Here is a 21128-nt window from a genome sequence, read left to right on the forward strand (position 1 = left end):
CTCGGGCTACCATTTTCCATCACCTAGACAAGGCCAGCCACTCTTTCACTGAATCGCGCTGCCACTGGCGCTCAACGTATTCGGCCAGCTTTTCAGGCAATTTATCGCCGTTGAGATACAGACGATTAAGCATTAACGCCAGATCGGTATCAGCAATACACCATTCACCGAACAAATTATTGCGATCGCCCAGCAGCCGCTCGGCAGCATCGAAAAGTTTCGCCGCCGCCGCTTCTCCGGCAGGCGTAAGCGGGGGACGATGCTGGCCGCCAAACACAATTTCGGTTGAGCGTTCTTCACGAATCGGCATTAAATCACTGCGCAACCATGCCTGAATCTCTCGGGCCTTGGCGCGATCTTCTGGGTTTGACGGATAAATAGCGGCAAAGGTCGGCGCAGGAAAAAGTTCTTCAATATACTCGTCAATCGCCGAGGATTCGGAAAGCTGAAAACTGCCGTTTGACAGCGTAGGCACGCGGCGAGTGGTGGATATTGCCGAGTAATGGTCTTTGAGATTTTCCGCCAGCGCCAAATCAACGGTTTCAATATCGAAAGGAATGCCCTTTTCCGTCAATGCCACAAATGCAGACATCACATACGGACTATAATAATTAGCATCGGAATACAGCGTTAACGTGGGTTCACTCATTATGCCTCCTCTAAACGAATTCTCGTTTATTCCCTGTTCTGAACGTTGAAACATAGCGTAATCTGTGAGCAATGACTATGAGTCGATTGAATATTTACCTCAGGAGGCGTGATGAAAAAATTTACTCTGTCATTGCTGGTGCTGCTTCCCGCACTGTTTATTAGCGCCTCGGCTTGTGCCGCGTCGGCAAAAGAAATTAAAGAAAAATTTAACAAGATGCAGATTGGCGACCGGACGCTGTGCCTGAGCGATATTATTTATCCCAATGAGCAGGCGATGAAGGTTATCGAGAACGGATTTTTGGTGCAGAAATCAAAAGATGTGCTGGTTTATCAAACGGTGCTGATTTACCTTCTCGGCAATGACGTTACAGTGAATATTCATGCGCTGATTGTGAGCAGGCTGAATAAAGAGTCGTTTACCAACGAGTTTAAGGACACCTTTATTCAGGTCACCGGCCTGGACCAACCCAATCAGGCAGCGGCGAAAGGCAATATCCTCAAAAGCTATCAGGAATCAGTGATAAAACAGGTTAACAGTGTGCCTTATAGTGCACTGATTCTTAACGATAAAGGCTATGAGATAAGCCAGCAGGAAGACGAAGTGAGTGAACTGAGCACCTGCTATATTTCGCCGATAAAAACCAGTAATTAACGCTGATATTTAATAAAGTCTGTCTGCATGCCTATGCGGTCGTAGAGGCTTCTCGCCGTCTCGTTTGAAGTGCGCGTCATCCAATAGACGTTGGCCTTTTTATGTTGATCGGCATAGTCGTAAACCGCCTCAATCAGCGCCTGGCCGACCCCTAACTTTCGTGCACTGGCTGAAACGTATAAATCTTGCAGATACACAACTTGCTCAAGTTTCCAGCCGTGATCGTGATTAATACAGTTCACAATGCCCACTAGCTGACCCTCAATTTCGGCGACGAAGCCGAACATTGCCTCATAGTTTTCCTGTGAGAGTTTTTCAAACGTTTGGGCAAAGACGTCCTCCCCGACTTCGCTTTGGTAGAAGCCAAGATATTCGCGCCATAATCCTGCCCATTGTTCTTGGTCTACAGACGTTAACGGACGAATAACCGGCTTTTTTGATTCGCTCATTTTGATATCCTTAATGATAGATAAATAGTGAATTTAAATTCATTTAAATCGAATATTAAGTCAATAGTGTTTACGAAACTTCGGGGGGATAATGGATAATATCGTGAAACTTCACGCTTGCCACACTGCTGTTGTGAAGACTGTTTTTATGAAGATTGTTTCGATAAACATGTTTGCAGTCCGCCCGAAAGCGTAAACCCTCGCCAGGGCCTAAAATATGAACTTCACCGTTAACGGTTAACTCAAGTTCACCTTCAATAACAATAACATGCTCTATCACGCCCACAGCATGTGCGGAAGACTCACTGTAACCCGCGGCCTTAAGCTCGACCACAAACATGTCCATTCTTAATTCGGCATCGTAGGGGAAAAATGACACCACGCTCATTCCCGAGCTTTTACTGTCAAACGCCGCCGACGGGGTATAGGGCTGCAGAGTCTGGCCAACCACCGGCGGCGCCTGCAAAAACTGGGAGAATGAAACGGTAAAGCCGCTGGCAATTTTCCACAGTGTCGCGACTGTAGGGCTGGATTCTCCGCGCTCAATTTGCCCAAGCATCGCCTTGCTGACCCCCGTCGCCTGTGCCGCCTGAGTCAGGCTCCAGCCCCGCTGCGCTCTTATCTGCTTAAGTTGCTCGCCGACGTGACGCGTTAGTTCCTGCATGCTTTACTCCCGATAACTCAGCCTCATCGCTGGTATTGTACGTTATAACGCACGGTGATACTCTCAATCACAAGCGTGCGCTATAGCGCACAAACAAGCATACGCCATCGGCGCAACGCTGCCAAGAAAAGTGCGATAAACACAAAAGGTCTACGCCATGTTATCCATGAATAGCCGACAAGATTGGTCATTTTCAGCGATTATCGCCGGTTTTGTCGCGGTCTTGGTGGGATACACCAGCGCCGCTGCCATTGTTTTTCAAGCTTATCAGGCGGCGGGAGCCAGCCTGGAGCAAGTGGGCAGTTGGTTTACCATGCTCGGTTTCGGCATGGGGATAACCACGATTGGATTATCACTTTATTACCGAACGCCGATCCTCACCGCTTGGTCGACGCCGGGTGCGGCGCTGTTGGTCACCAGCCTGCCTGGCATTTCGATTAATGACGCTATCGGAATATTCATCTTCGCTAATGGGCTGATTGTGCTGTCGGGCATAACCGGACTTTTTGCCAGACTGATGCGCTATATTCCGCAGGCGCTGTCAGCGGCGATGCTTTGCGGTATTTTACTGCGCTTTGGGCTGGACGCGTTTACCTCTTTTCAAAGCAATTTTTCGCTGGCGGGCAGTATGTGTCTGGTATACCTACTGGCGCGGCGCTTTGTTCCCCGCTACACGGTCATTCTTTCACTTATCATTGGGTTAATCATCGCGTCATTGCAGGGGAGCATTGCCTTTCACGGGCAGAATTTGCACTTTTCCGTGCCAGAATTTACCCCTCCGCACTTCTCATGGCCGACGCTGATTGGTATTGGCGTGCCGTTCTTCGTGGTAACGATGGCGTCGCAAAACGCCCCAGGTATCGCAACGCTAAATGCTTCGGGTTATAAGGTTGCCGTGTCGCCGCTGATTGCCTCAACTGCGCTGGTCACCATGATTCTGGCCCCGTTTGGGGTGTATGCCATCGGTATTGCGGCAATCACTGCGGCTATTTGTATGGGCAAAGACGTTCATCCAGACCCCAAAAAACGCTACACCGCCGCCGTGGCCGCGGGCGTGTTTTACCTAGTGGCCGGCGTGCTTGGTGGCTCAATAGGCACGCTGTTTACCGCATTACCTCCGGCGCTTATTCATACTCTTGCCGGACTGGCGCTGTTAGCCACTCTTTCCGGAAGTCTGCATCGGGCGCTGAGCGATGAAAAACAGCGCGACGCTGCGATGGTCACCTTTCTCATCACCGCCTCGGGTATTCAGCTTTTTGGTGTCGGCTCTGCGTTTTGGGGACTGATTGGCGGCATAATCACCCACTGCATTCTCAGTTTTAGGGCCAAAACTCAGGAAAATAATCAGTAATCACCGGTCTTAAAACGTAATCTGGGTCTCAAAATGTTGAGGCCCTTCATGTTATGGGTAACAAGATTCAGTAACACGCCTATTAGTGACGCAGATCACATTTTCATGCCGCTAAAGCCTCTTTACTGACGGAATAAATCGCCAGACAAAGAGCAAAAACGAAATGAAACTTGAAACCAAATCTTGCGTAGTGACCGGGAAAAAAGACGTTGCCGTGGTAGACCAGCAGGTGGACTATCAGGGTCAGGGCACGCTGGTGAAAGTCACCCGTGGCGGTATCTGCGGTTCAGACCTGCACTATTATGAGCACGGCGCCGTAGGCGATTTCAAAGTTCGCGAAGCAATGGTGCTGGGGCATGAAGTGGTTGGCGTAGTCGAGAAGTCCGACAACGCCGCGTTGAAGCCAGGTCAAAAGGTGGCGCTTAACCCAAGCAAGCCTTGTCATACCTGCAAATATTGCCTGGCGGGCGAAGAAAACCAGTGCACCACCATGAAATTCTTCGGCAGCGCGATGTATTTTCCACATATCAACGGCGCCTTTACCCAGTACAAAATTGTTGATAGCGCGCAGTGCATCCCATTTGATAACGCCGTTAGCGACCGCCTGATGGTGTTCGCAGAACCGCTGGCGGTCGCAATCCACGCGGTCAATCAGGCGGGTGATGTGAAAGGCAAAACCGTGTTCGTGTCCGGCGTCGGTCCCATTGGCAGCCTGATTGCCGCTGCCGCTAAAGCCAAGGGTGCGGCCGAGGTTGTCTGTACTGACCTCAGCGAGCGGTGCCTGCAAATTGTTGAAGCAATGGGTGCGACCAAAACGCTGCACGCTGCCAACGGCGATTTTGCGCCTTATCTGGAACAAAAAGGCTATTTTGACGTCTCCTTCGACGCCTCCGGTCATCACTCCTCTATCCGTCGCTGCCTGGAAGTTACCCGCGCCAAGGGCACGCTGGTGCAGGTCGGCATGGGGGGTGCGATCCCTGACTTCCCGATGATGATGCTGATAGCCAAAGAGATTAAATGGGTCGGCAGTTTCCGCTTTACCGAAGAGTTTGTGACCGCCGTAGAATGGCTGGGCAATCAGGTCATTGACCCGATGCCACTGCTGTCGGCCGAATACCCGCAAACCGATTTAACCGACGCGCTGAATTTTGCGATGGACAAGTCTAAAGCCTCGAAGGTGCAGTTGGTGTTTTAAGCCGTTTCCTGCCGCAATATTGTGAATACTCGGCGGCCGATTTATCCGGCCGCCGCTCACCGTCTCAAGGTCGTCCCCCTCTGTCATCATCATGTCCGTTTTTGGCCTTCTTCTCTCGCTATACAGCGCGCAATATGGCGGTATATTAAATAGAGGAGGTCTGAAAATGTCTCATAGCGCATTATTGATAATTGACGTACAGCGTTCTTTTGAACAAAAAGATTTCTGGCAGGACGATCATTTCCCAGATTTCAAAAGGGCAATATCGCGACTGATCGACGGCTGCCAAAGCCGCAACGTGCCGCTGATCGATATTTTTCACGTCAGTCAGGGGGTATTTGCGCTCGAGTCAGGCCTGGTTACCCCAATGTCGTTTCTGAGCCACGAGCCGCAGGTGCGCATCTATAAGCATGTTCACAATGCGCTAACCGAATCAGGCCTCGACCTTTGGCTGCGCGAGCGTAACATTAACCATCTGATTATCAGCGGGATGCGTACCGAACAGTGCTGTGAAACCACCACCCGCGTAGCCTCGGACCTTGGCTTTGACGTCACCTTCGTCACCGAGGCTACGCTAACGTTTCCGATGACCCATTCCTCAGGACAAACGCTCAGCGCCGAGGAGATAAAACTTCGCACTGAGCTCGTGTTGGCAGAACGCTTCGCCACTGTTACCGACGTTGACGGCGCACTGGCTAAATTGGACAGTCTTGCGGCACAACCGCAGGAACCGGCCCCGTCGAAAGCATGGCTGCCAAAACCGTATCTGGCACGCAAAATTGAGCCACTCAGCGCCTGGAAATTCAGTGGCTGGCAGCTTAAGCGCTACGGCATCGAGTTTACAGGGACAACTTCACCGGCCGATATTTTCGAACGCGCCTATTCTCGCGTCGCCAGTTGGTTACCACCGCGGGCCACCACCGCCGACCGACCGGGCGTAGGCTGGATGCTGGAGCACCGCGGCAAAACCATGGACTACCTGGTCGTCGGTTGGTGGGACAATGAAAACGAGCTGCGAATGAAAATCTGGGTCACCGATCAGGGTGAGTGGCGCGAGGCGTTAACTGAATCCTTCTGCGTCTGGGACATGCAGGTGATGGCCTTCGAGCGCGACGCGTTTGTCGCCACCCTATTACAGCCCAAACCGGATATCGAAGCCTATATGAAACAGCACCTTACTATCAATCTGGAGTGATATGCAGCGCGATGTTTTCTTTGTGACACTGCCCGGCGCACTTGCGCTGGACCTTACCGGTCCGGCCGAGGCGCTGCGCCTGAGCGGTCAGTTCAGACTGCATTACATTAGCCCGCTGGTTGAAGTTGAGCTGACGACCGGACTGGTGGTCAGCCGCCTTGCCCCTTTACCCAGGCAACTGCCCGACGGCAGCATTGTCGTGGTGCCTGGGGTAAACAATTCGCAAACCCAGTTTGATACGCCACCGGCGCAGGAGGTCCGCGAATGGCTTAGCGCGCAAAAAGAGTCTATTGAACTGGGCCGCCTGCAACTGGTGTGCATCTGCTCGGGCAGTTTGCTGGCGGGAATGGCCGGGCTACTCGACGGCTATCAGTGCACCTCTCACCACGACGTTATCGCCCGTCTGCGTACGCGAGTGCCGGCCGCGCTGGTGAAGGACAACCGTATTTTTGTGGAAGACAGACATATTTTAACCAGCGCAGGCATTACGGCGGGGATCGATTTGGCGCTGTATTTAATTGCTCAACACCTTGGGCCGCAGGCGGCGCTGGACGTCGCGCGAGAAATGGTGGTCTATTTTCGGCGCGGTGGTGAAGACCCTCAGCTTTCACCGTGGCTACAGCATCGTAATCATCTGCATCCTGCCGTCCATCGCGCGCAAAACGTGATTTCTGCCGACCCTGAATCAGACTGGCAGGTTGACGACGTGGCCGCTAAAGCACACATCAGCGGCAGGCACCTGACACGCCTCTTCCGCCAACACCTTGGCATCAGTGTGCGCGACTATCACGAGCAGTTGCGCCTCGCGGTAGCAAAACAGCGTATCCAGCAAGGATTAGGTCAGGAGAAAGCCGCCCTCGCCGCCGGATTCTCTTCCGGCCGACAGTTGCGCAGAGCGTTACTGCGCTGGCAGCCGGAATAGACTCAACTCACCCAGCGTCGGCGGTCAACGCCGCTAAGCGCAAGCGCCAACAACAGTCCACCTCCCAGACCGCAGGTGAACAGATAGGCGATGTTCAGCAACGGGTATTGCGGGAAGTCGAGATGTCGGCCGCGCAGGGCAATGATGATCAGCGCATGAAAACCATAAATTGCCAAAGAATGTCGAGAAATCAGGGCTAAAAAGCGCGATGAGAAACTCGCCAGCGCCTGCTTGCTCCATAAAAACAGTGAGAGAGCCGAGATAAACACCAGCGGCCCGCAGTAGGTGTAAAAGGTTTCTGCGAAGTTTTGATTTATCAGAGACTGGTGCTGAGTGCCCATTGCAATCATGACGCTGCTGGCCAAAAATATCGCTGCGGCCGCCCAGCCGTGCCAGCGCGTGCCCATCTCCAACGACCCCAATGCGCGGCCAAACAGCGCATACAGCAGGTAATAAAAAGCATCGCCGCTAATATACAAATTAACCGGCAGCAGATGAAAACCTTGCCAGTTCAGCGCAGGAAGTTGCGGATTCGCTAACACTCCCAAAACCAATGCCACTACCAGCAGGCTTTGCGGCGGAGATTTTTTAATCTGAATAAACGGCGAAAGCAGATAAATCAAACCAATGGCGTAGAAAAACCAAAGATGGTAAAACACCGGTTTTTGCAGAATATGGCGCAATGACGGCCAAAAACCTATTTTTGTCATAATCAGGATGTAAAGTAACGACGCCACGCTGTAAAACGCCAGGCACAGACCAATACGTAAAAAATGCCGGGTTTGTGCACTTTTCTCTCCCCAGAACAGAAAACCGGAGATCATGAAAAATAGCGGTACAGATGGCCGTGCGGCTGAATCGAGCAGATTGGCTATCCACCACGATGGGGTTTCAATCGCGCTGAAACTCACCACCTGAAAACTGGTGGCGTGAATAATCACCACCATGACACAGGCGATGGCGCGCAGATTATCTACCCAGCCTATTTTTTGGCTCATCTCGCCCTTTTTCCTCAAATTTTTTTTAATTTAATGGCTGCTTATGGCAGCTTAATCGACTATTTAATTTCTATGCCGCTAAACAATCACTCTCATAATGTGCTTAACCACAGAAAGATCGTTGCCATTTGCTCATAAAATCGGCAGAATGTGCGCTATTACTGACTCCGCTTGCGTTACCCGCCCGGATAGTTTCTTTTTCTTGCTAATAATCAGTAAATTAGCACTTTTTATGTGAAATGATTATGCATAATTCTCCGAATACTGCGTCCCTTTTGGGTCGGCAGGCGCTTCTGTTTCCTCTGTGTCTGGTGCTGTTTGAATTCGCAACTTATATCGCTAACGATATGATTCAACCCGGCATGTTGGCGGTAGTTGCCAACTTTAACGCCAGCGAAGAGTGGGTGCCAACCTCAATGACCGCCTATCTGGCTGGCGGTATGTTCCTGCAATGGCTGCTTGGCCCGCTGTCAGACCGCCGTGGGCGTCGTCCAGTGATGCTAGCCGGCGTGGCATTTTTCGTTGTCAGCTGTTTGGCTATTCTATTCGCCCAAACAATAGAACAATTTATGGCAATCCGCTTCTTTCAGGGGATCAGCCTGTGCTTTATCGGCGCCGTCGGTTACGCGACCATACAGGAGTCTTTCGAAGAGTCCGTGTGCATTCGTATCACCGCACTGATGGCCAACGTGGCGCTGGCAGCCCCGCTGCTCGGCCCTTTGGCCGGTGCGGCGATGATTCAATTTGCACCTTGGCAGGTGATGTTTGTGATTTTCGCGCTGCTGGCAAGCATTGCCTTTTGGGGCCTGAATAAAGCTATGCCGGAAACGGCGTCACGCATTGGCGAGAAGTTTTCAGTAAAAAGCCTGCTTCACGATTACAAAATTGTGCTGAAAAACCGGCCGTTTATCTGTGGTTCACTGGCGATAGGTTTTGCCAGCCTGCCACTGCTGGCGTGGATTGCACAATCTCCGGTGATACTCATTAGCGGTGAAGGCCTTTCAGCGTTTGATTACGGACTGTTGCAGGTGCCGGTATTTGGCGCACTCATCCTCGGTAACCTGATGCTGGCAAAATTAACCGGTAAACGCAGCGTAGAAAGCCTGATTAAGCTTGGCGCAGCACCGATGGTGTTAGGGCTGCTGGTAGCCGCCGTCGCGACTTTCCTGTCCGGACACGCCTACCTGTGGATGGCCGCAGGTCTCAGCCTGTATGCCTTTGGCATCGGTATCGCCAACGCCGGCTTATATCGCCTGACGCTGTTCTCAAGCGACATGAGTAAAGGCACGGTTTCGGCCGCGATGGGAATGATCAGCATGCTGGTATTTACCCTTGGCATCGAGCTGGCAAAGGTGGCTTATCTCAGCGGTGGAAGCGGGATGTTTAACCTGTTTAATCTGATAAGCGGCCTGCTTTGGCTGTCGCTGGTCACGGTGTTTATTCGCCATCGTAAGCCTGCGGTTGAAGGTGCAGCGGCGTAATGAGCCGATGGCTCCACCCTCCCACCCTTTCACCACTAAAAAGTGGGGAAAGGGGCTAAAGCTATTGAGGTGGTGCAGTTCGGGCGAAGCTTTCGCGCTGAAAAAGTCGCTCTACCAGTTTTATTAGTGTCGGGCGCTCTACGCACCACCCCGGCGCAATACGCCTAAAGTTAAGATAACCCAACGTGCAGGCTACGCTGATGTCGGCGACGTTCAGGCTTTCACCGTTGAGCCATTTGCGCTCACGGGCATACATTTCTAATTGATCGAGACCGCGCAGCACCTTACCTCGCTGGCGAATAATCCACTCTTCGTTTCTATGCACCGCGTCTCGCCGGTTTTCCAACACCAGTGCCACGGCAGCATCTGTCACGCCGTCGGCCAGCGCTTCTACCTGTTTCACCCGCAGCGCATCCAGCGGCTCCCACGGCAGTAACGTCGGAGAAACCCCCATTAACTCAACGTATTGCACGATAATTGGTGAATCATAAAACACCTCGCCTTCGTCGGTAACCAGCGCAGGCACTTTTCCCAATGGATTAAAACTCGTGACTTTACTGCCCTCTGAGGTCGGCGGGTCGTTGATGAACTCAAACGAAATACCTTTCTCAATCAGCATCACCGAAATTTTACGCACATAAGGACTGGTATAGCTGCCGATCAACTTCATTAAACCCTCCTTATTAAAGTCCGGGAAAGCTGAAAAAAGCCGTCCGCCCTCATTAAAATTAGCACTCGGGACAACTTTTACCAGCCATTGGCACAGATTGAGATTCAATTTCAATAGGGTTAGGTCTACGCTAGTAAACAGTCAGAATTGAATATTACGTAAACGGAAAAATGCCTTGAATAGCCCCCTTAATTCCCCTTTATCCGAGCAGGAAAAACAGATTGGCCTCGAGCAGCGCCAAGTGATTCAGCGCCGCCGCCTGGGCGAAAGTCAGCCGGATTGGGTGGCGGAAGAAGTTCCAATAGCCTTGGTTTATAACGGAATTTCTCACGTTGTTATGATGGCATCGCCGAAAGACCTGGAGGCGTTTGCGGTGGGCTTTTCACTCTCAGAGGGTATTATCGAGTCAGTAAGCGACATCTATGGCCTCGACGCGGCGCCCAACTGCAACGGTATTGAGGTCAATATTGAGCTGTCGAGCCGACGTTTTGCCGGTTTAAAAGAACGACGCAGGGCGATGGCCGGTAGAACCGGCTGCGGCGTTTGCGGCATAGAACAGCTTGGTGATTTGTTCCGCCCGCTGGCTCCGCTGCCCTTTACGCAGACTTTTTCGCTCAATCATCTCGACCGTGCGCTGACGCAGTTGAACTCGGTGCAACCTATTGGCCAACTGACTGGCTGTACTCACGCCGCCGCCTGGATCAGTACGCAAGGTGAGTTACTCGGTGGCTGTGAAGACGTAGGACGTCACGTGGCGTTGGATAAAATGCTCGGCATCAAGGCACGGCAACCTCATTGGCAGGCCGGTGCGGCGCTGGTCTCCAGTCGTGCCAGCTATGAAATGGTGCAAAAAACCGCCATGTGCGGCATCGAAATCCTGTTCGCCGTTTCGGCGGCGACCTCACTGGCCGTTGACGTCGCCGAACGCTGCAATTTAACACTGGTGGGCTTCAGTAAAATGGGACGAGCCACGGTTTATAGTCATCCTCAGCGATTAGTTGAGTAAATTAAAGCTTTCCCTGCCACACAATGGCAATAACTTTATGGTTAATTTAGGGCTGATTCATCACCAACGGGGCAATTGCCCCTTAGACGAATTTCCCTTTTGAATAGTTTAACTTGCTCTAAGCCACGGATGACGCGGGCCGTGTAATACCCACACAAAGTGCGGAGCATAGATAATCATTTTCAATATCAATTTATTAACTATAATGATCCGACTGATTACGCGGTGCTCATATTACTCTGCACTGCCCAACAATAATGGAGCTGATGAACATGAGTTATTCACTACCATCCCTGCCTTACGCGTACGATGCACTTGAGCCGCACTTCGACAAAGAAACGATGGAAATCCATCACAGCAAACACCACCAGGCCTATGTAAACAACGCCAACGCGGCGCTGGAAAGCCTGCCAGAGCTGGCAAAACTGTCTGTTGAAGAGCTGATTGCCAACCTCGATAAAGTGCCTGCTGACAAGAAAGTTGCCCTGCGTAACAACGCCGGCGGCCACGCTAACCACAGCTTCTTCTGGAAAGGCCTGAAAAAAGGCACCACCCTGCAGGGCGAACTGAAAGCCGCTATCGAAAGTGATTTCGGCAGCGTTGAAGCTTTCAAAGAAGCCTTTGAAAAAGCGGCAACCACTCGTTTTGGTTCTGGCTGGGCGTGGCTGGTCAAAAAAGACGGCAAACTGGCAGTAGTTTCTACTGCTAACCAGGACAGCCCACTGATGGGCGAAGCTGTTTCTGGCGTTTCGGGCACCCCAATCGCGGGCCTGGACGTTTGGGAACACGCTTACTACCTGAAATATCAGAACAAACGCCCTGACTACATCAAAGCATTCTGGGATGTAATCGACTGGGACGTGGCGGCAGCAAACTTCGCAGCTGCGAAGTAATGGCCGTTTGCGGATTTTGTCTCTGATAAAATCCGCAAAAGATCCAATAAAAAACCGACGAAGCTGACTTCGTCGGTTTTTTAATGTCTAAGGGTTGGATCAGAACTCTTTTTTCGAGAAACCCGTTACCGCTTTAAGACCCATTTCGCGGCCAAGCGCAGTCATCGGGTGTACCACCACAATACCGCGAACCACTTTCTTCAGCGTGCCCATATCGGCCTGCTCTTTCTTGGTAATTTCACGGCTGAACATTTTCGAAAGCTTTTGCGCTTCTGCGCTCAGCTTCACTTCACGCACGCCGCGCAGGCGCTCGATTTCAGCGGCTAATTTCTCTTTTTCTTTCATATGCTGGTCAATCAGTTCGGTAACGCCTTGCTGAATAACGGTAGCATCTTTGTGATTCAGGGCGTCGAGCATATCGCTCAGGCGCTTAATCTCTGCTTTTTCTTTTTCGATCATTTCGCTAACCCATATGCCATCAGGCGCCGCGATATTGCGGGGCAGGACGGCGAAAAATTAAATTCAGCCCGTAGTGTAACAGGAAGTAGACTATTCGGCAGCCTGTGTAACGATACCGGGCGGTAATCCACTCATCTCGCAGGCTCTTCGCCCCACTCTCGCCAATGCTTCGGTGTAGCGCGCATTAAACGGGTAACAGCAGGAAAGCCGCAACGCATTGCGATAACGGCCACTAGGCGAGTATAGCGTGCCTGGCGTCATGCAGATCTTTTCTTCAAGCAGCAGGTCAAACAATTTTACCGTATCGACTTCAGCCGGGAAATCGACCCAGAAAACGAAGCCCCCTTTTGGCTGCGTCGCGCGGGTTCCCTGCGGAAAATAGCGGACGATCAGTGATTTTGCTTCATCAACCTGTGCAGCATAGCGTCTTCTCAGCGTACGAAGATGATGATCAAATCCGCCAGACTCTAAAAACACCGCCAGTGTCTCTGACAACAGCGCCGACTCCGCCATTGAAGATACGGCTTTCAGATGACGCAGTTTTTCAGCGAATCGCCCTCCGGCAATCCAGCCAATGCGAAAATCAGGCGCCAGCGTCTTGGTAAAGCTGGTGCAAAAAAGCACCCAGCCCTTTTTATCAAAAGATTTTACCGCCGGAGACAGCGTTGGCCCGAACTGAATCTCCGAGTACAGCCCGTCTTCAATCAGCGGCACCTGGTGATCGTTCATCAGGCGGGCGAGGCGTTTTTTAGCCGCCAGCGGCATGGTGAACCCCATCGGATTCTGCGCCGTTGGCATAGCAATGACCGCGTTGAGACGTTTTTCACTCAGCATCAATTCAAGCGCATCGAGTGACAAGCCGTCCTGAGGATCGGTAGGAATTTCTACCGCTTTTAATCCCAGACTCGCAAGCAGTGGCAGAAGATAAAAATAGGTTGGTGTCTCCAACCCCACGCTGTCGCCGGGTTTTGTGGTCACACGCAGAGCAAGCTGCAGCGCCTCCATGCAGCCATGCGTCAGGGTGATATCCGTCGGTTCAAGGATCATGCCAAGCGCCATGGCACGGCGGGCAATTTGTTGACGCAGGTGCAAATTGCCCGGCGGCAACGCGTATTGCCCGATAAGCTGCGGCTGGCGACGGAGCAGAGAAGACATAATTCGCCCTAGTTTGCCGCCAGGGTAGAAATCGTTGGTCTGCGGGCAGGCCAGAGAAATATTGGTGTAGGCGGGATTGGTCTGTGCGGCAAAAACCTTGTCGATGAGCGCCAGCACTTCATCGGCAGGCTCGGCGGCGGGCGAATGTTCCTCGGCCCTGCTCACCAGAACAGGCAGCGCGCTGCTGACGTAAAAACCAGACTGTGGCCGCGCGTCAATCAGCCCTCGGTCTTCCAGACGGCGATAAGCTGCCACCACGGTATTGATGCTGACCTGATGCATCTCAGCGCTACGCCTCACGGACGGGAGACGACTTCCGGGCAGCAGCGTCCCACGGCGAATGGCTTCGGCCATTTGATCTGCAAGTTGGTTATAGCGGGTTTCAGCCGGTGCATCGGCATCGCTCGGGACGATAGGATCAACAGTTTCGGAGAGTAAATCGGTCATGGTGTCAGTTCCCGCCAGTGGTATGGGTACAGTTTATATTTTAACCTACTGTAACCCTAACAATAGCTTATATCTGGCTCTGTAACCTAACTGTTTATCACCTTATGCTAATCACTCACTAGCCCTGCCGGCGCAGAGCGCATTTTCATAAGGAACACCCGATGTTAGATACTGCATTTGTGAGTTACGTTACCGTGATGTCAATTACACCGGGTCCTAATAACCTGCTGCTGGCCTCATCGGGTGTTAATTTTGGCCTGCGAAAAACACTGCCGATGACAATGGGGATCACCCTAGGCTGTTCGATTCAATGCGCGTTAACTACGTCTTTATTAGCCGTTTTACTGAGCTGGATGACCGTTATTCGCCTGCCGATGGCGGTTTTAGGCTGTAGCTATCTGTTTTGGCTATCCTGGAAGATATTCCGTTCTTCAATGCCGCAGAACAAGGCCGAACAGCGCCCTATGCGACTGATTAATGGCGCCCTGTTCCAAGTGATAAATCCAAAAGCCTGGCTGATGGCAACTAACGTGGCCATTCTGTTCACGCCGCCAGCGGGCAATATGCTCCATCACACGCTGGCGAACTGTATCGGTTTTGCCGTGCTGAATTTTCCGTGCGTATTGATTTGGGCGATGATGGGCGACCGCCTTCGCAAGGCGCTGCAGGTAGAATGGAAGCTCAAGGCCTTTAATACCGTGATGGCAGGATTGATGGCACTGACCGCGCTGTGGCTAATTGTGGATGAGCTAAAGAATGTCTTAATAATCAGTTAACTGGATTATGCGTCTAAAATAATATTATAAATTAATGGTTTATTAAGATCCTGACCCACCATTTTTGAGCAAAAAAATGCTATTCATTGAAGGCACTACGATTTTTTAGTACTTTTGTTAATCGCTCATAATGGAGGATCAGGATATGGCCGATAACATCCCCGTGTTTAAAGGGACTGGCATATTCATCATCACAGAAAGGATTTACAGTCGCGATGCCCCTAACTGGCATGGTTTAGGGGCCACTATGCTACAAATCCATAAAATGGTCTTTCAGCTTAGTCGTAAGCAAGATAGCTATCTCGATGGGGCCAAGGTCACGTCTGCGAATGTCACTCTTTGGCAAAATATTAGAATCTTGGCTGGTGCAGAACTTTTACAACGTGATAGCGCAGGCGCGGAACTTGAATTTTTTATGGAATACAGTGGATCAAGATTCATGGCAACGCCAGTCTCAGGAATTGACTCTAAAAAAATCCCTTCTGTTTTAACAAAAGAATATTCCCTTCCAACATCAGAAATCCTGGCATTTGGACATGATCCTTTGCCTAATGTTAATATCTATGGCAGGCCGGATGCGAACTTTATGATGAATGATGGTGGGAAAGGCACACCTGAAGCTGCCGCAAAATACGATAAAAAAACGGGGCAATTAATTATGGTAAAACCCGGACATGAACTGTCTACTCTAATGAATAAATTGAATAAACCTCGAGGCCACAAATGATTAAGGCTTACTTTCTAGTTGGCTTCGCCTTTGTATTTGCTTTGTTCGGATACTTCTCGCTAGATATTTTAGTCTCTCAATATCTTGGCGATCATAAAGGTGCGATTTTCGATTTAAGGGCATTTATAATTTTGCCCATTACACTCGCGGTGGAATATGTCATCTACTTTATGGTGTCTTATTACCTTTTTGATAGAGTCAAAAATCTGTCATTTAAAAAAGACACTTACTTTCATATATTGTCTTTGATAGCTAACGCCTTATTCTTATTTTTGTTTGTAAATCTATTTAGCCACAGCATAAGAGATTCGATAGGCTCTGATGTGGCATTACGTGTTGATGATTTCCCAGCCACGAAAATTTATCTTTCATCCATGATAAGTTCACTGATAATTTTATTGGGAGTTCGTAAAGTATGGCCCCGATAAACCCTTGGGAAAGTGTTAAAAAAGGATTTATGAAAACCTTTAATTATCAGGATAAGGAAGGAAGGGCTAACTACATCGTGTTTGTTGTCTTTCAAGCTTTGTGGTTTTTTCTTTATTTGCTTTTCTATGCCTCAAAAACCTCCGAAATAGGCTTTATTCCACTGATACTGCTCATTCTTCCGACATTGTCTTGCGCCGTTAGAAGGATCAATGACGCAGGCTACTCTAAGGCAATCATAGTACTACTTTGCGTAGCACCTTATATTATGCTGATTTTTATGGCTTTTCCGTCTTCTATAAAAGAAAAAAACCAAACTAGCGCTTAACGGGGGAAAGTCGTGACGGCTGCTGATTGCTGATGTGCGCAATCAGGCCGGTGATGGAAAGTACCATCGTCGAACGCACAATTTGCTGATAGCGCTGACGCTGCATGGCGATTAATGACTCATCGGCTTCGCCGGGTTTGAGGAAGGTCGGCGCAGGCGGCAGCACAGCCACACAGTGCAGCTCGCCAAAGGGCCCGAGTATTTCATCATCGGTAAAACGGTATTCGTTACCGTCGTAATTAAGCTCTTCTCTCAGAGCCATCAACAGTTCAGCGTCTTCATACTCATTGCGGCTAATCACCCCAAGCGCATAAATCAGCTTTAGTCGCACGGACAAGTCGCCCAACGGTCCGTTGCCGGTTAACAGCGGTTCTACGGCGTATTTCACCGCATAATCATCTTTACGAAAAACCTGAACCACCAAAATATCCAGCGCTTCCGCCAACAGCTCCACCGCGGTCATGAGAAAACTTCGTACGGTTTTTCCCGCATTCAATTTTTCCAAAACCCGGTTCTCAAACGCCTGTGCTTTTTCCATGGTCGCTATTCACGATGTTAAGTGAGTCTTTCAACGCCCACGGCGTCATCCTTGATAGAGGTTTGCCGGACGCTAAAAATTGCGTCCGACTCTCCTTTCTTCACCTGGTGTTGGGTTAACCCGACGCCCATAAGCGGCATTTACGTTATCCGTTCTTTGCCACTTCAGTGCCTTTGGGTTCGACGTTGATGCGCCCGTTAGTGCATTTTCTCATAGGCGCTAACCGCCTGAGCAACCACTTCACCGTCGGCAGGCAAGCCGGAAATCTGTGCCAACGCGGCTTTCGGTCCAAGCGTGTTCAGCAGCTCTACCAGTTCTTGGGCCTGAGGGTCCTGCTCGCTGCGATAACGCATTGCGGCGGCAATACCGATCACCAGATTGGCATTAGGCAATGCGTATTCTTCGGTGCCCAGCAGCGGTTTAATCAATCGGTCACCGGCGCTTAGCTTGCGCAGCGGCTGGCGGCCTACGCGCTCCACGTCGTCGTGCAGGTAAGGATTTTCAAAACGAGAAAGAATTTTATTGATGTAGGCGGCATGCTTTTCTGGGTCAAAACCGTAGCGCTTAATGAGCACCGCGCCGCTCTCTTCCATCGCACCCTTCACCACGTCGCGCACTGTCGGGTCAAGAATCGCGTCGCGGATCGTCGCGTGGCCCGCCTGCTGGCCCAGATAAGCGGTGATGGCGTGGCCAGTATTGAGGGTAAAGAGTTTACGCTCAACGAAGGCCATAAGATTGTCAGTCAGTTCCATGCCTTTAATTTCAGGCAGCGGACCTTTGAATTGGGTTTTATCAACAATCCATTCGCTGAATGTTTCAACGGTGACTTCAAGAGGATCACGGGTGCCTGCCGCTGCGGGTGGCACAATGCGATCGACTGCGGAGTCAACGAAACCGACGTGAGCCTCAACCCAGGCTTTTTCGTCTTCCGGCAGCGCGTTGAACACGTGTTGTTTAAACTGGCTGGTACCGCGCACCATATTTTCACAGGCGATGATATTCAGCGGGCTTTCATTGCCCTGCTGATGACGCAGCACGAGGCCTTTGGCCACGTTCGGCGCAATTTTTTCAAGCACGGTTGGGCCTACGGCGGTGGTCACCAGATCTACCTGAGCGATAAGATTTATCGCGTCCTGACCGGCACTGTTTACCGCACTGACATTGCTGACAGGCTCAACGGTCGCCTGCTCTCCAACCACGTGCACGTCATAGCCTTTACGGCTGTTAAGCGCATCCAGCAGAACAGGGCTAACATCGGCAAAGGTTAATTCAATTTTTGCATCGGCAAGCAGTTTGCCAATAAATCCACGGCCAATATTGCCGGCCCCAAAGTGTAAAGCTTTCATGATAACTCCCTAAAACGGTGATAAGAACCAGGAAGCTCTGGGCTTCGAATCAACAACCGGGTCTGCTACCCAAACGTTGGATATGACAGACCCGGTTAGTGACGTTCTCAATATGTTTGGCTATCGATAACCCGAAGATTATCAATCAATCGATTTTATCCGCGAATGATCTGGAGCACTTCTTCAACACTATTTGTATTTGCCAGACGGTCAATAACGCCATCTTCATCGAGCGCGGTGGTCAGTTTAGTGATCACGTTGATGTGCTCATTATTGCGAGCGGCGATACCGATAACCAGACGGGCAGAATCATCTTCATCTTCGCCCCAGCGAATACCTGCCGGATACTGGCAGAATACGATACCGGTTTTCAGCACGCGATCTTTAGCTTCAATAGTGCCATGCGGCACTGCAATCGACTCGCCGAGATAAGTAGAAGTCAGCTGTTCACGCGCCAGCATTGCTTCTACATATTCAGGTTGGACGTAGCCGCCTTTCACCAGTTGCTCACCGGCAAAGCGAATTGCCTGCTCTTTATTGGCGGCAGTTAGGCCGAGGAAGATGTTTTCTGGACTCATGCGGAACAGATTAGCGTTGTCCGCATCGCTGACCAAGCTGTCGTTCAGCGTAGTGTTTACTTTCTCTTTGTATTCGCTGGTTTTATTAACTTCAACCAAACGAGCAACCAGGTCGGTATAAAGGCCGCTGTCGAGGAAGTTGGTCAACGAAATGTGCTGCGCGTGTGGAACTTGGCGTAACGCACGTTCGGTGAGGTCGCGGTGAGTGATCACCAGGTCCACATCGTCCGGCAGATTATTAATCGCCGTATTGGTGACCGAAATATTGGTCAGCCCAGCATCCTGCACTTTTTTACGCAGCACACCTGCACCCATGGCGCTTGAGCCCATACCCGCATCACAGGCTACGATGATTTTACGCACGGTTGACAGGTCGCCCGCAACGCCGGTCGCAGCGCCTGGTTTGCCGCCTTTAGACTGCGCTTTCATGTCTTGCACGCGACGTGTTGCTTCTTCCAGCTCATCTTCGTCTTTCACTTTCGAGCTTTTCAGCAAGATAGCCGAGACCACGAAGGAGACCAGGAACGCTGCAACAATCGCTGAGATGTTAGCGAAGTAGGCACCTTTGGGCGTCATCGCCAGAACGGCAATAATTGAACCCGGTGAAGCCGGTGATACCAGACCGCCGTTCAGCACGGTGAGCGTAAACACGCCGGTCATGCCGCCAAGAATAACGGCCAACAGCAGGCGTGGATTCATCAACACGTATGGGAAGTAAATTTCGTGAATACCGCCCAAGAAGTGGATGATTGCCGCACCGCCCGCAGACTGTTTGGCGCTGCCGCGGCCGAAGACCATGTAAGCAATCAGTACGCCCATACCTGGGCCTGGGTTAGCTTCAATCAGGAAGAAGATAGATTTACCGGCTTCGGTTGCCTGTTGGATCCCAAGCGGCGAGAAGATGCCGTGGTTAATCGCATTATTCAGGAACAGGATTTTTGCCGGTTCAACAAAGATAGAGGCCAGCGGCAACAGGTTATGGATAACCATAATATGCACGCCAGCAGCCAGCAGCTTGGACAGAGCTTCAACTAACGGTCCAATCGCCAGGAAGGAGAGCACGGCCAGCAGCATGCCGATAATACCGGCCGAGAAGTTGTTAACCAGCATCTCGAAGCCGCTTTTAATCTTGCCATCAACCCAGCGGTCGAAGCGTTTAATACACCAGCCGCCTAAAGGACCGGCAATCATTGCGCCGAGGAACATCGGCATATCCGCACCAACGATGACGCCCATGGTGGTGATTGCACCAACCACGCCACCGCGATCGCCGCCAACCAGACGCCCACCGGTAAAACCGATAAGCAGCGGCAATAGATAGGTAATCATCGGCCCGACCAGCTTGGCCAGGGTCGCGTTAGGGATCCAACCGGTAGGAATAAACAGCGCGGTGATAATACCCCAAGCGATAAATGCCCCAATATTAGGCATTACCATGTTACTCAGGAAACGGCCGAAGTTTTGAACTCCGACCTTGACGTCTGGTGAAAGCATAAAACACACCCCTATTGATACGCGCTAACAATAAGAGCGCGTTATACGTGGTAATTATTGGGACGGTATATTTACCCATTAAAATGATGGGAGTCCGTCGAATTGCTGTCTGCAAGACGAACTCTAGCACGCCATTATGACCACGCGTAGAGCTGCCCCGGCCCGTGATAGCGATCACGGCCTACCCCCCTAACCACCCCGCATTATGGTGATCCAGATCACATAAAAGCCTTGTAACTTAAGCACAAAGAGCGAAAAATCATCACTCAGGTAAAATATTTGTGATCAATATCACTATTTAATGGTTAAGGTTTATCGCAAAAGCGTGATGATGATCACAATTTATTTTTGCCGTGTGACTGAAATTTTGCTTAAAAAGACAACAGCTAGGGTAACGATGGAGTTTGAGAAGGCATTGATGGGGTGAACGTGAAATAAAATTACGGGTCAGTGATGGCGTTCCTGGAAAAATTGGCCTCGTGAATGTAAGAAAAGAGGCCAAGGATAAAAAGCGGGAAAAAGATTCGAGAGAATAGGCGGAGCCATTTAGTGTAATTCGCTCAATGGAATAACAGTCAAGAGATCAATTAATCTGAAAAAGCTAATATAGGTGTTATCATAAAAATAACTCTATTAGAATGCCTTACATTTTTCTGTTTTCAATGGAAATCATCGTGAGTATTTTATCAAACTCAGTTTATAACAATATGGCCATCAATGAGATAAT

Annotated in this window: 21 protein-coding genes; 11 read left to right on the forward strand and 10 right to left on the reverse strand. The window is 50.7% G+C overall.

Translation table 11 applies throughout. The features are described 5' to 3' along the window. Positions 1 to 19 precede the first annotated feature (19 nt). A complete protein-coding gene (gene yfcF, locus BS639_RS18290) occupies positions 20 to 649 on the reverse strand; it encodes a glutathione transferase (protein ID WP_084983952.1) in 630 nt (209 codons plus the stop codon). Positions 650 to 760: 111 nt separating this feature from the next. Here yfcF and BS639_RS18295 point away from each other — a divergent pair, with 111 nt between their 5' ends. After that, positions 761 to 1303 (forward strand): hypothetical protein, encoded by a 543-nt coding sequence (locus BS639_RS18295; RefSeq protein ID WP_055775661.1) that lies wholly within the window; start codon positions 761 to 763, stop codon positions 1301 to 1303. Here BS639_RS18295 and BS639_RS18300 read toward each other — a convergent pair. Together BS639_RS18300 and BS639_RS18305 are read right to left on the reverse strand one after the other, a co-directional pair. After that, a complete protein-coding gene (locus BS639_RS18300; RefSeq protein WP_084983953.1) occupies positions 1300 to 1752 on the reverse strand; it encodes a GNAT family N-acetyltransferase in 453 nt (150 codons plus the stop codon). The genes BS639_RS18295 and BS639_RS18300 overlap by 4 nt on opposite strands. A 70-nt stretch (positions 1753 to 1822) precedes the next feature. Continuing rightward, positions 1823 to 2416, reverse strand: a complete 594-nt coding sequence (locus BS639_RS18305) for a helix-turn-helix domain-containing protein (protein WP_055775655.1) — start codon at positions 2414 to 2416, stop codon at positions 1823 to 1825. A 157-nt stretch (positions 2417 to 2573) separates the two neighbouring features. On the opposite strand from BS639_RS18305, the gene BS639_RS18310 reads away from it, so the two are divergent. From BS639_RS18310 to BS639_RS18325, 4 genes are all read left to right on the forward strand, one after another. Continuing rightward, the gene (locus tag BS639_RS18310) at positions 2574 to 3767 is read left to right on the forward strand and encodes a benzoate/H(+) symporter BenE family transporter (protein ID WP_084983955.1); all 1194 of its coding nucleotides are present in this window, start codon (positions 2574 to 2576) and stop codon (positions 3765 to 3767) included. 163 nt (positions 3768 to 3930) lie between these two features. Then, positions 3931 to 4962 (forward strand): L-idonate 5-dehydrogenase, encoded by a 1032-nt coding sequence (gene idnD / locus BS639_RS18315; protein ID WP_055775649.1) that lies wholly within the window; start codon positions 3931 to 3933, stop codon positions 4960 to 4962. Positions 4963 to 5128: 166 nt separating this feature from the next. After that, positions 5129 to 6157 carry an isochorismatase family protein gene (locus tag BS639_RS18320; protein ID WP_055775646.1) on the forward strand — a complete coding sequence of 343 codons (1029 nt, stop codon included), beginning with the start codon at positions 5129 to 5131 and terminating at the stop codon, positions 6155 to 6157. A gap of 1 nt (position 6158) precedes the next feature. Then, positions 6159 to 7079, forward strand: coding sequence for a GlxA family transcriptional regulator (locus BS639_RS18325; RefSeq protein WP_084983956.1), 921 nt, complete (start codon positions 6159 to 6161; stop codon positions 7077 to 7079). Between the two features lie 2 nt (positions 7080 to 7081). Here the strand turns inward: BS639_RS18325 and BS639_RS18330 are convergent, their stop codons facing one another. Continuing rightward, a complete protein-coding gene (locus BS639_RS18330; protein ID WP_084983958.1) occupies positions 7082 to 8077 on the reverse strand; it encodes an acyltransferase in 996 nt (331 codons plus the stop codon). A gap of 245 nt (positions 8078 to 8322) precedes the next feature. On the opposite strand from BS639_RS18330, the gene BS639_RS18335 reads away from it, so the two are divergent. Then, a complete protein-coding gene (locus tag BS639_RS18335) occupies positions 8323 to 9558 on the forward strand; it encodes an MFS transporter (protein ID WP_055775638.1) in 1236 nt (411 codons plus the stop codon). A 61-nt stretch (positions 9559 to 9619) separates the two neighbouring features. On the opposite strand, the gene BS639_RS18340 is transcribed toward BS639_RS18335, so the two are convergent. Beyond that, entirely contained in the window at positions 9620 to 10228 is a 609-nt protein-coding gene (locus BS639_RS18340) for a glutathione S-transferase (protein ID WP_084983960.1), read from the reverse strand. Positions 10229 to 10448: 220 nt separating this feature from the next. Here BS639_RS18340 and fdhD point away from each other — a divergent pair, with 220 nt between their 5' ends. Beyond that, on the forward strand, positions 10449 to 11234 hold the full coding sequence (gene fdhD, locus BS639_RS18345) for a formate dehydrogenase accessory sulfurtransferase FdhD (protein ID WP_233427707.1): 786 nt from the start codon (positions 10449 to 10451) through the stop codon (positions 11232 to 11234). A gap of 272 nt (positions 11235 to 11506) precedes the next feature. Beyond that, entirely contained in the window at positions 11507 to 12127 is a 621-nt protein-coding gene (gene sodA, locus BS639_RS18350; RefSeq protein ID WP_055775629.1) for a superoxide dismutase [Mn], read from the forward strand. Positions 12128 to 12226: 99 nt separating this feature from the next. On the opposite strand, the gene BS639_RS18355 is transcribed toward sodA, so the two are convergent. Continuing rightward, complete coding sequence (locus tag BS639_RS18355) at positions 12227 to 12586, reverse strand: YibL family ribosome-associated protein (RefSeq protein ID WP_055775626.1); 360 nt, start codon at positions 12584 to 12586, stop codon at positions 12227 to 12229. Positions 12587 to 12676: 90 nt separating this feature from the next. Further along, positions 12677 to 14188 carry an aminotransferase-like domain-containing protein gene (locus BS639_RS18360; protein ID WP_072156433.1) on the reverse strand — a complete coding sequence of 504 codons (1512 nt, stop codon included), beginning with the start codon at positions 14186 to 14188 and terminating at the stop codon, positions 12677 to 12679. 161 nt (positions 14189 to 14349) lie between these two features. Between BS639_RS18360 and BS639_RS18365 the strand changes: the two genes are divergently transcribed. From BS639_RS18365 to BS639_RS18380, 3 genes are all read left to right on the forward strand, one after another. Beyond that, complete coding sequence (locus BS639_RS18365; RefSeq protein WP_084983963.1) at positions 14350 to 14964, forward strand: LysE family translocator; 615 nt, start codon at positions 14350 to 14352, stop codon at positions 14962 to 14964. A 145-nt stretch (positions 14965 to 15109) separates the two neighbouring features. Further along, complete coding sequence (locus BS639_RS18370; protein ID WP_084983965.1) at positions 15110 to 15691, forward strand: hypothetical protein; 582 nt, start codon at positions 15110 to 15112, stop codon at positions 15689 to 15691. 415 nt (positions 15692 to 16106) lie between these two features. Then, on the forward strand, positions 16107 to 16445 hold the full coding sequence (locus BS639_RS18380) for a DUF805 domain-containing protein (protein WP_084983967.1): 339 nt from the start codon (positions 16107 to 16109) through the stop codon (positions 16443 to 16445). Here the strand turns inward: BS639_RS18380 and BS639_RS18385 are convergent. The 3 genes from BS639_RS18385 to BS639_RS18395 all read right to left on the reverse strand — a co-directional run bounded on the left by BS639_RS18385 (position 16435) and on the right by BS639_RS18395 (position 20401). Next, on the reverse strand, positions 16435 to 16983 hold the full coding sequence (locus tag BS639_RS18385) for an MltR family transcriptional regulator (protein WP_055775605.1): 549 nt from the start codon (positions 16981 to 16983) through the stop codon (positions 16435 to 16437). The genes BS639_RS18380 and BS639_RS18385 overlap by 11 nt on opposite strands. Before the next feature lie 197 nt (positions 16984 to 17180). Then, positions 17181 to 18329, reverse strand: coding sequence for a mannitol-1-phosphate 5-dehydrogenase (gene mtlD, locus BS639_RS18390; RefSeq protein WP_055775602.1), 1149 nt, complete (start codon positions 18327 to 18329; stop codon positions 17181 to 17183). A 155-nt stretch (positions 18330 to 18484) separates the two neighbouring features. Further along, positions 18485 to 20401 carry a PTS mannitol transporter subunit IICBA gene (locus BS639_RS18395; RefSeq protein ID WP_055775598.1) on the reverse strand — a complete coding sequence of 639 codons (1917 nt, stop codon included), beginning with the start codon at positions 20399 to 20401 and terminating at the stop codon, positions 18485 to 18487. Positions 20402 to 21128 lie beyond the last annotated feature (727 nt).

Source organism: Rouxiella silvae (assembly GCF_002093625.1).
Lineage (GTDB): Bacteria > Pseudomonadota > Gammaproteobacteria > Enterobacterales > Enterobacteriaceae > Rouxiella > Rouxiella silvae.

What these genes read in the sequence shown, in the direction of transcription:
- yfcF (WP_084983952.1), bottom strand. Translation starts at nt 649, where the DNA reads ATGAGTGAACCCACGTTAACGCTGTATTCCGATGCTAATTATTATAGT.
- BS639_RS18295 (WP_055775661.1), top strand. Translation starts at nt 761, where the DNA reads ATGAAAAAATTTACTCTGTCATTGCTGGTGCTGCTTCCCGCACTGTTT.
- BS639_RS18300 (WP_084983953.1), bottom strand. Translation starts at nt 1,752, where the DNA reads ATGAGCGAATCAAAAAAGCCGGTTATTCGTCCGTTAACGTCTGTAGAC.
- BS639_RS18305 (WP_055775655.1), bottom strand. Translation starts at nt 2,416, where the DNA reads ATGCAGGAACTAACGCGTCACGTCGGCGAGCAACTTAAGCAGATAAGA.
- BS639_RS18310 (WP_084983955.1), top strand. Translation starts at nt 2,574, where the DNA reads ATGTTATCCATGAATAGCCGACAAGATTGGTCATTTTCAGCGATTATC.
- idnD (WP_055775649.1), top strand. Translation starts at nt 3,931, where the DNA reads ATGAAACTTGAAACCAAATCTTGCGTAGTGACCGGGAAAAAAGACGTT.
- BS639_RS18320 (WP_055775646.1), top strand. Translation starts at nt 5,129, where the DNA reads ATGTCTCATAGCGCATTATTGATAATTGACGTACAGCGTTCTTTTGAA.
- BS639_RS18325 (WP_084983956.1), top strand. Translation starts at nt 6,159, where the DNA reads ATGCAGCGCGATGTTTTCTTTGTGACACTGCCCGGCGCACTTGCGCTG.
- BS639_RS18330 (WP_084983958.1), bottom strand. Translation starts at nt 8,077, where the DNA reads ATGAGCCAAAAAATAGGCTGGGTAGATAATCTGCGCGCCATCGCCTGT.
- BS639_RS18335 (WP_055775638.1), top strand. Translation starts at nt 8,323, where the DNA reads ATGCATAATTCTCCGAATACTGCGTCCCTTTTGGGTCGGCAGGCGCTT.
- BS639_RS18340 (WP_084983960.1), bottom strand. Translation starts at nt 10,228, where the DNA reads ATGAAGTTGATCGGCAGCTATACCAGTCCTTATGTGCGTAAAATTTCG.
- sodA (WP_055775629.1), top strand. Translation starts at nt 11,507, where the DNA reads ATGAGTTATTCACTACCATCCCTGCCTTACGCGTACGATGCACTTGAG.
- BS639_RS18355 (WP_055775626.1), bottom strand. Translation starts at nt 12,586, where the DNA reads ATGATCGAAAAAGAAAAAGCAGAGATTAAGCGCCTGAGCGATATGCTC.
- BS639_RS18360 (WP_072156433.1), bottom strand. Translation starts at nt 14,188, where the DNA reads ATGACCGATTTACTCTCCGAAACTGTTGATCCTATCGTCCCGAGCGAT.
- BS639_RS18365 (WP_084983963.1), top strand. Translation starts at nt 14,350, where the DNA reads ATGTTAGATACTGCATTTGTGAGTTACGTTACCGTGATGTCAATTACA.
- BS639_RS18370 (WP_084983965.1), top strand. Translation starts at nt 15,110, where the DNA reads ATGGCCGATAACATCCCCGTGTTTAAAGGGACTGGCATATTCATCATC.
- BS639_RS18380 (WP_084983967.1), top strand. Translation starts at nt 16,107, where the DNA reads ATGGCCCCGATAAACCCTTGGGAAAGTGTTAAAAAAGGATTTATGAAA.
- BS639_RS18385 (WP_055775605.1), bottom strand. Translation starts at nt 16,983, where the DNA reads ATGGAAAAAGCACAGGCGTTTGAGAACCGGGTTTTGGAAAAATTGAAT.
- mtlD (WP_055775602.1), bottom strand. Translation starts at nt 18,329, where the DNA reads ATGAAAGCTTTACACTTTGGGGCCGGCAATATTGGCCGTGGATTTATT.
- BS639_RS18395 (WP_055775598.1), bottom strand. Translation starts at nt 20,401, where the DNA reads ATGCTTTCACCAGACGTCAAGGTCGGAGTTCAAAACTTCGGCCGTTTC.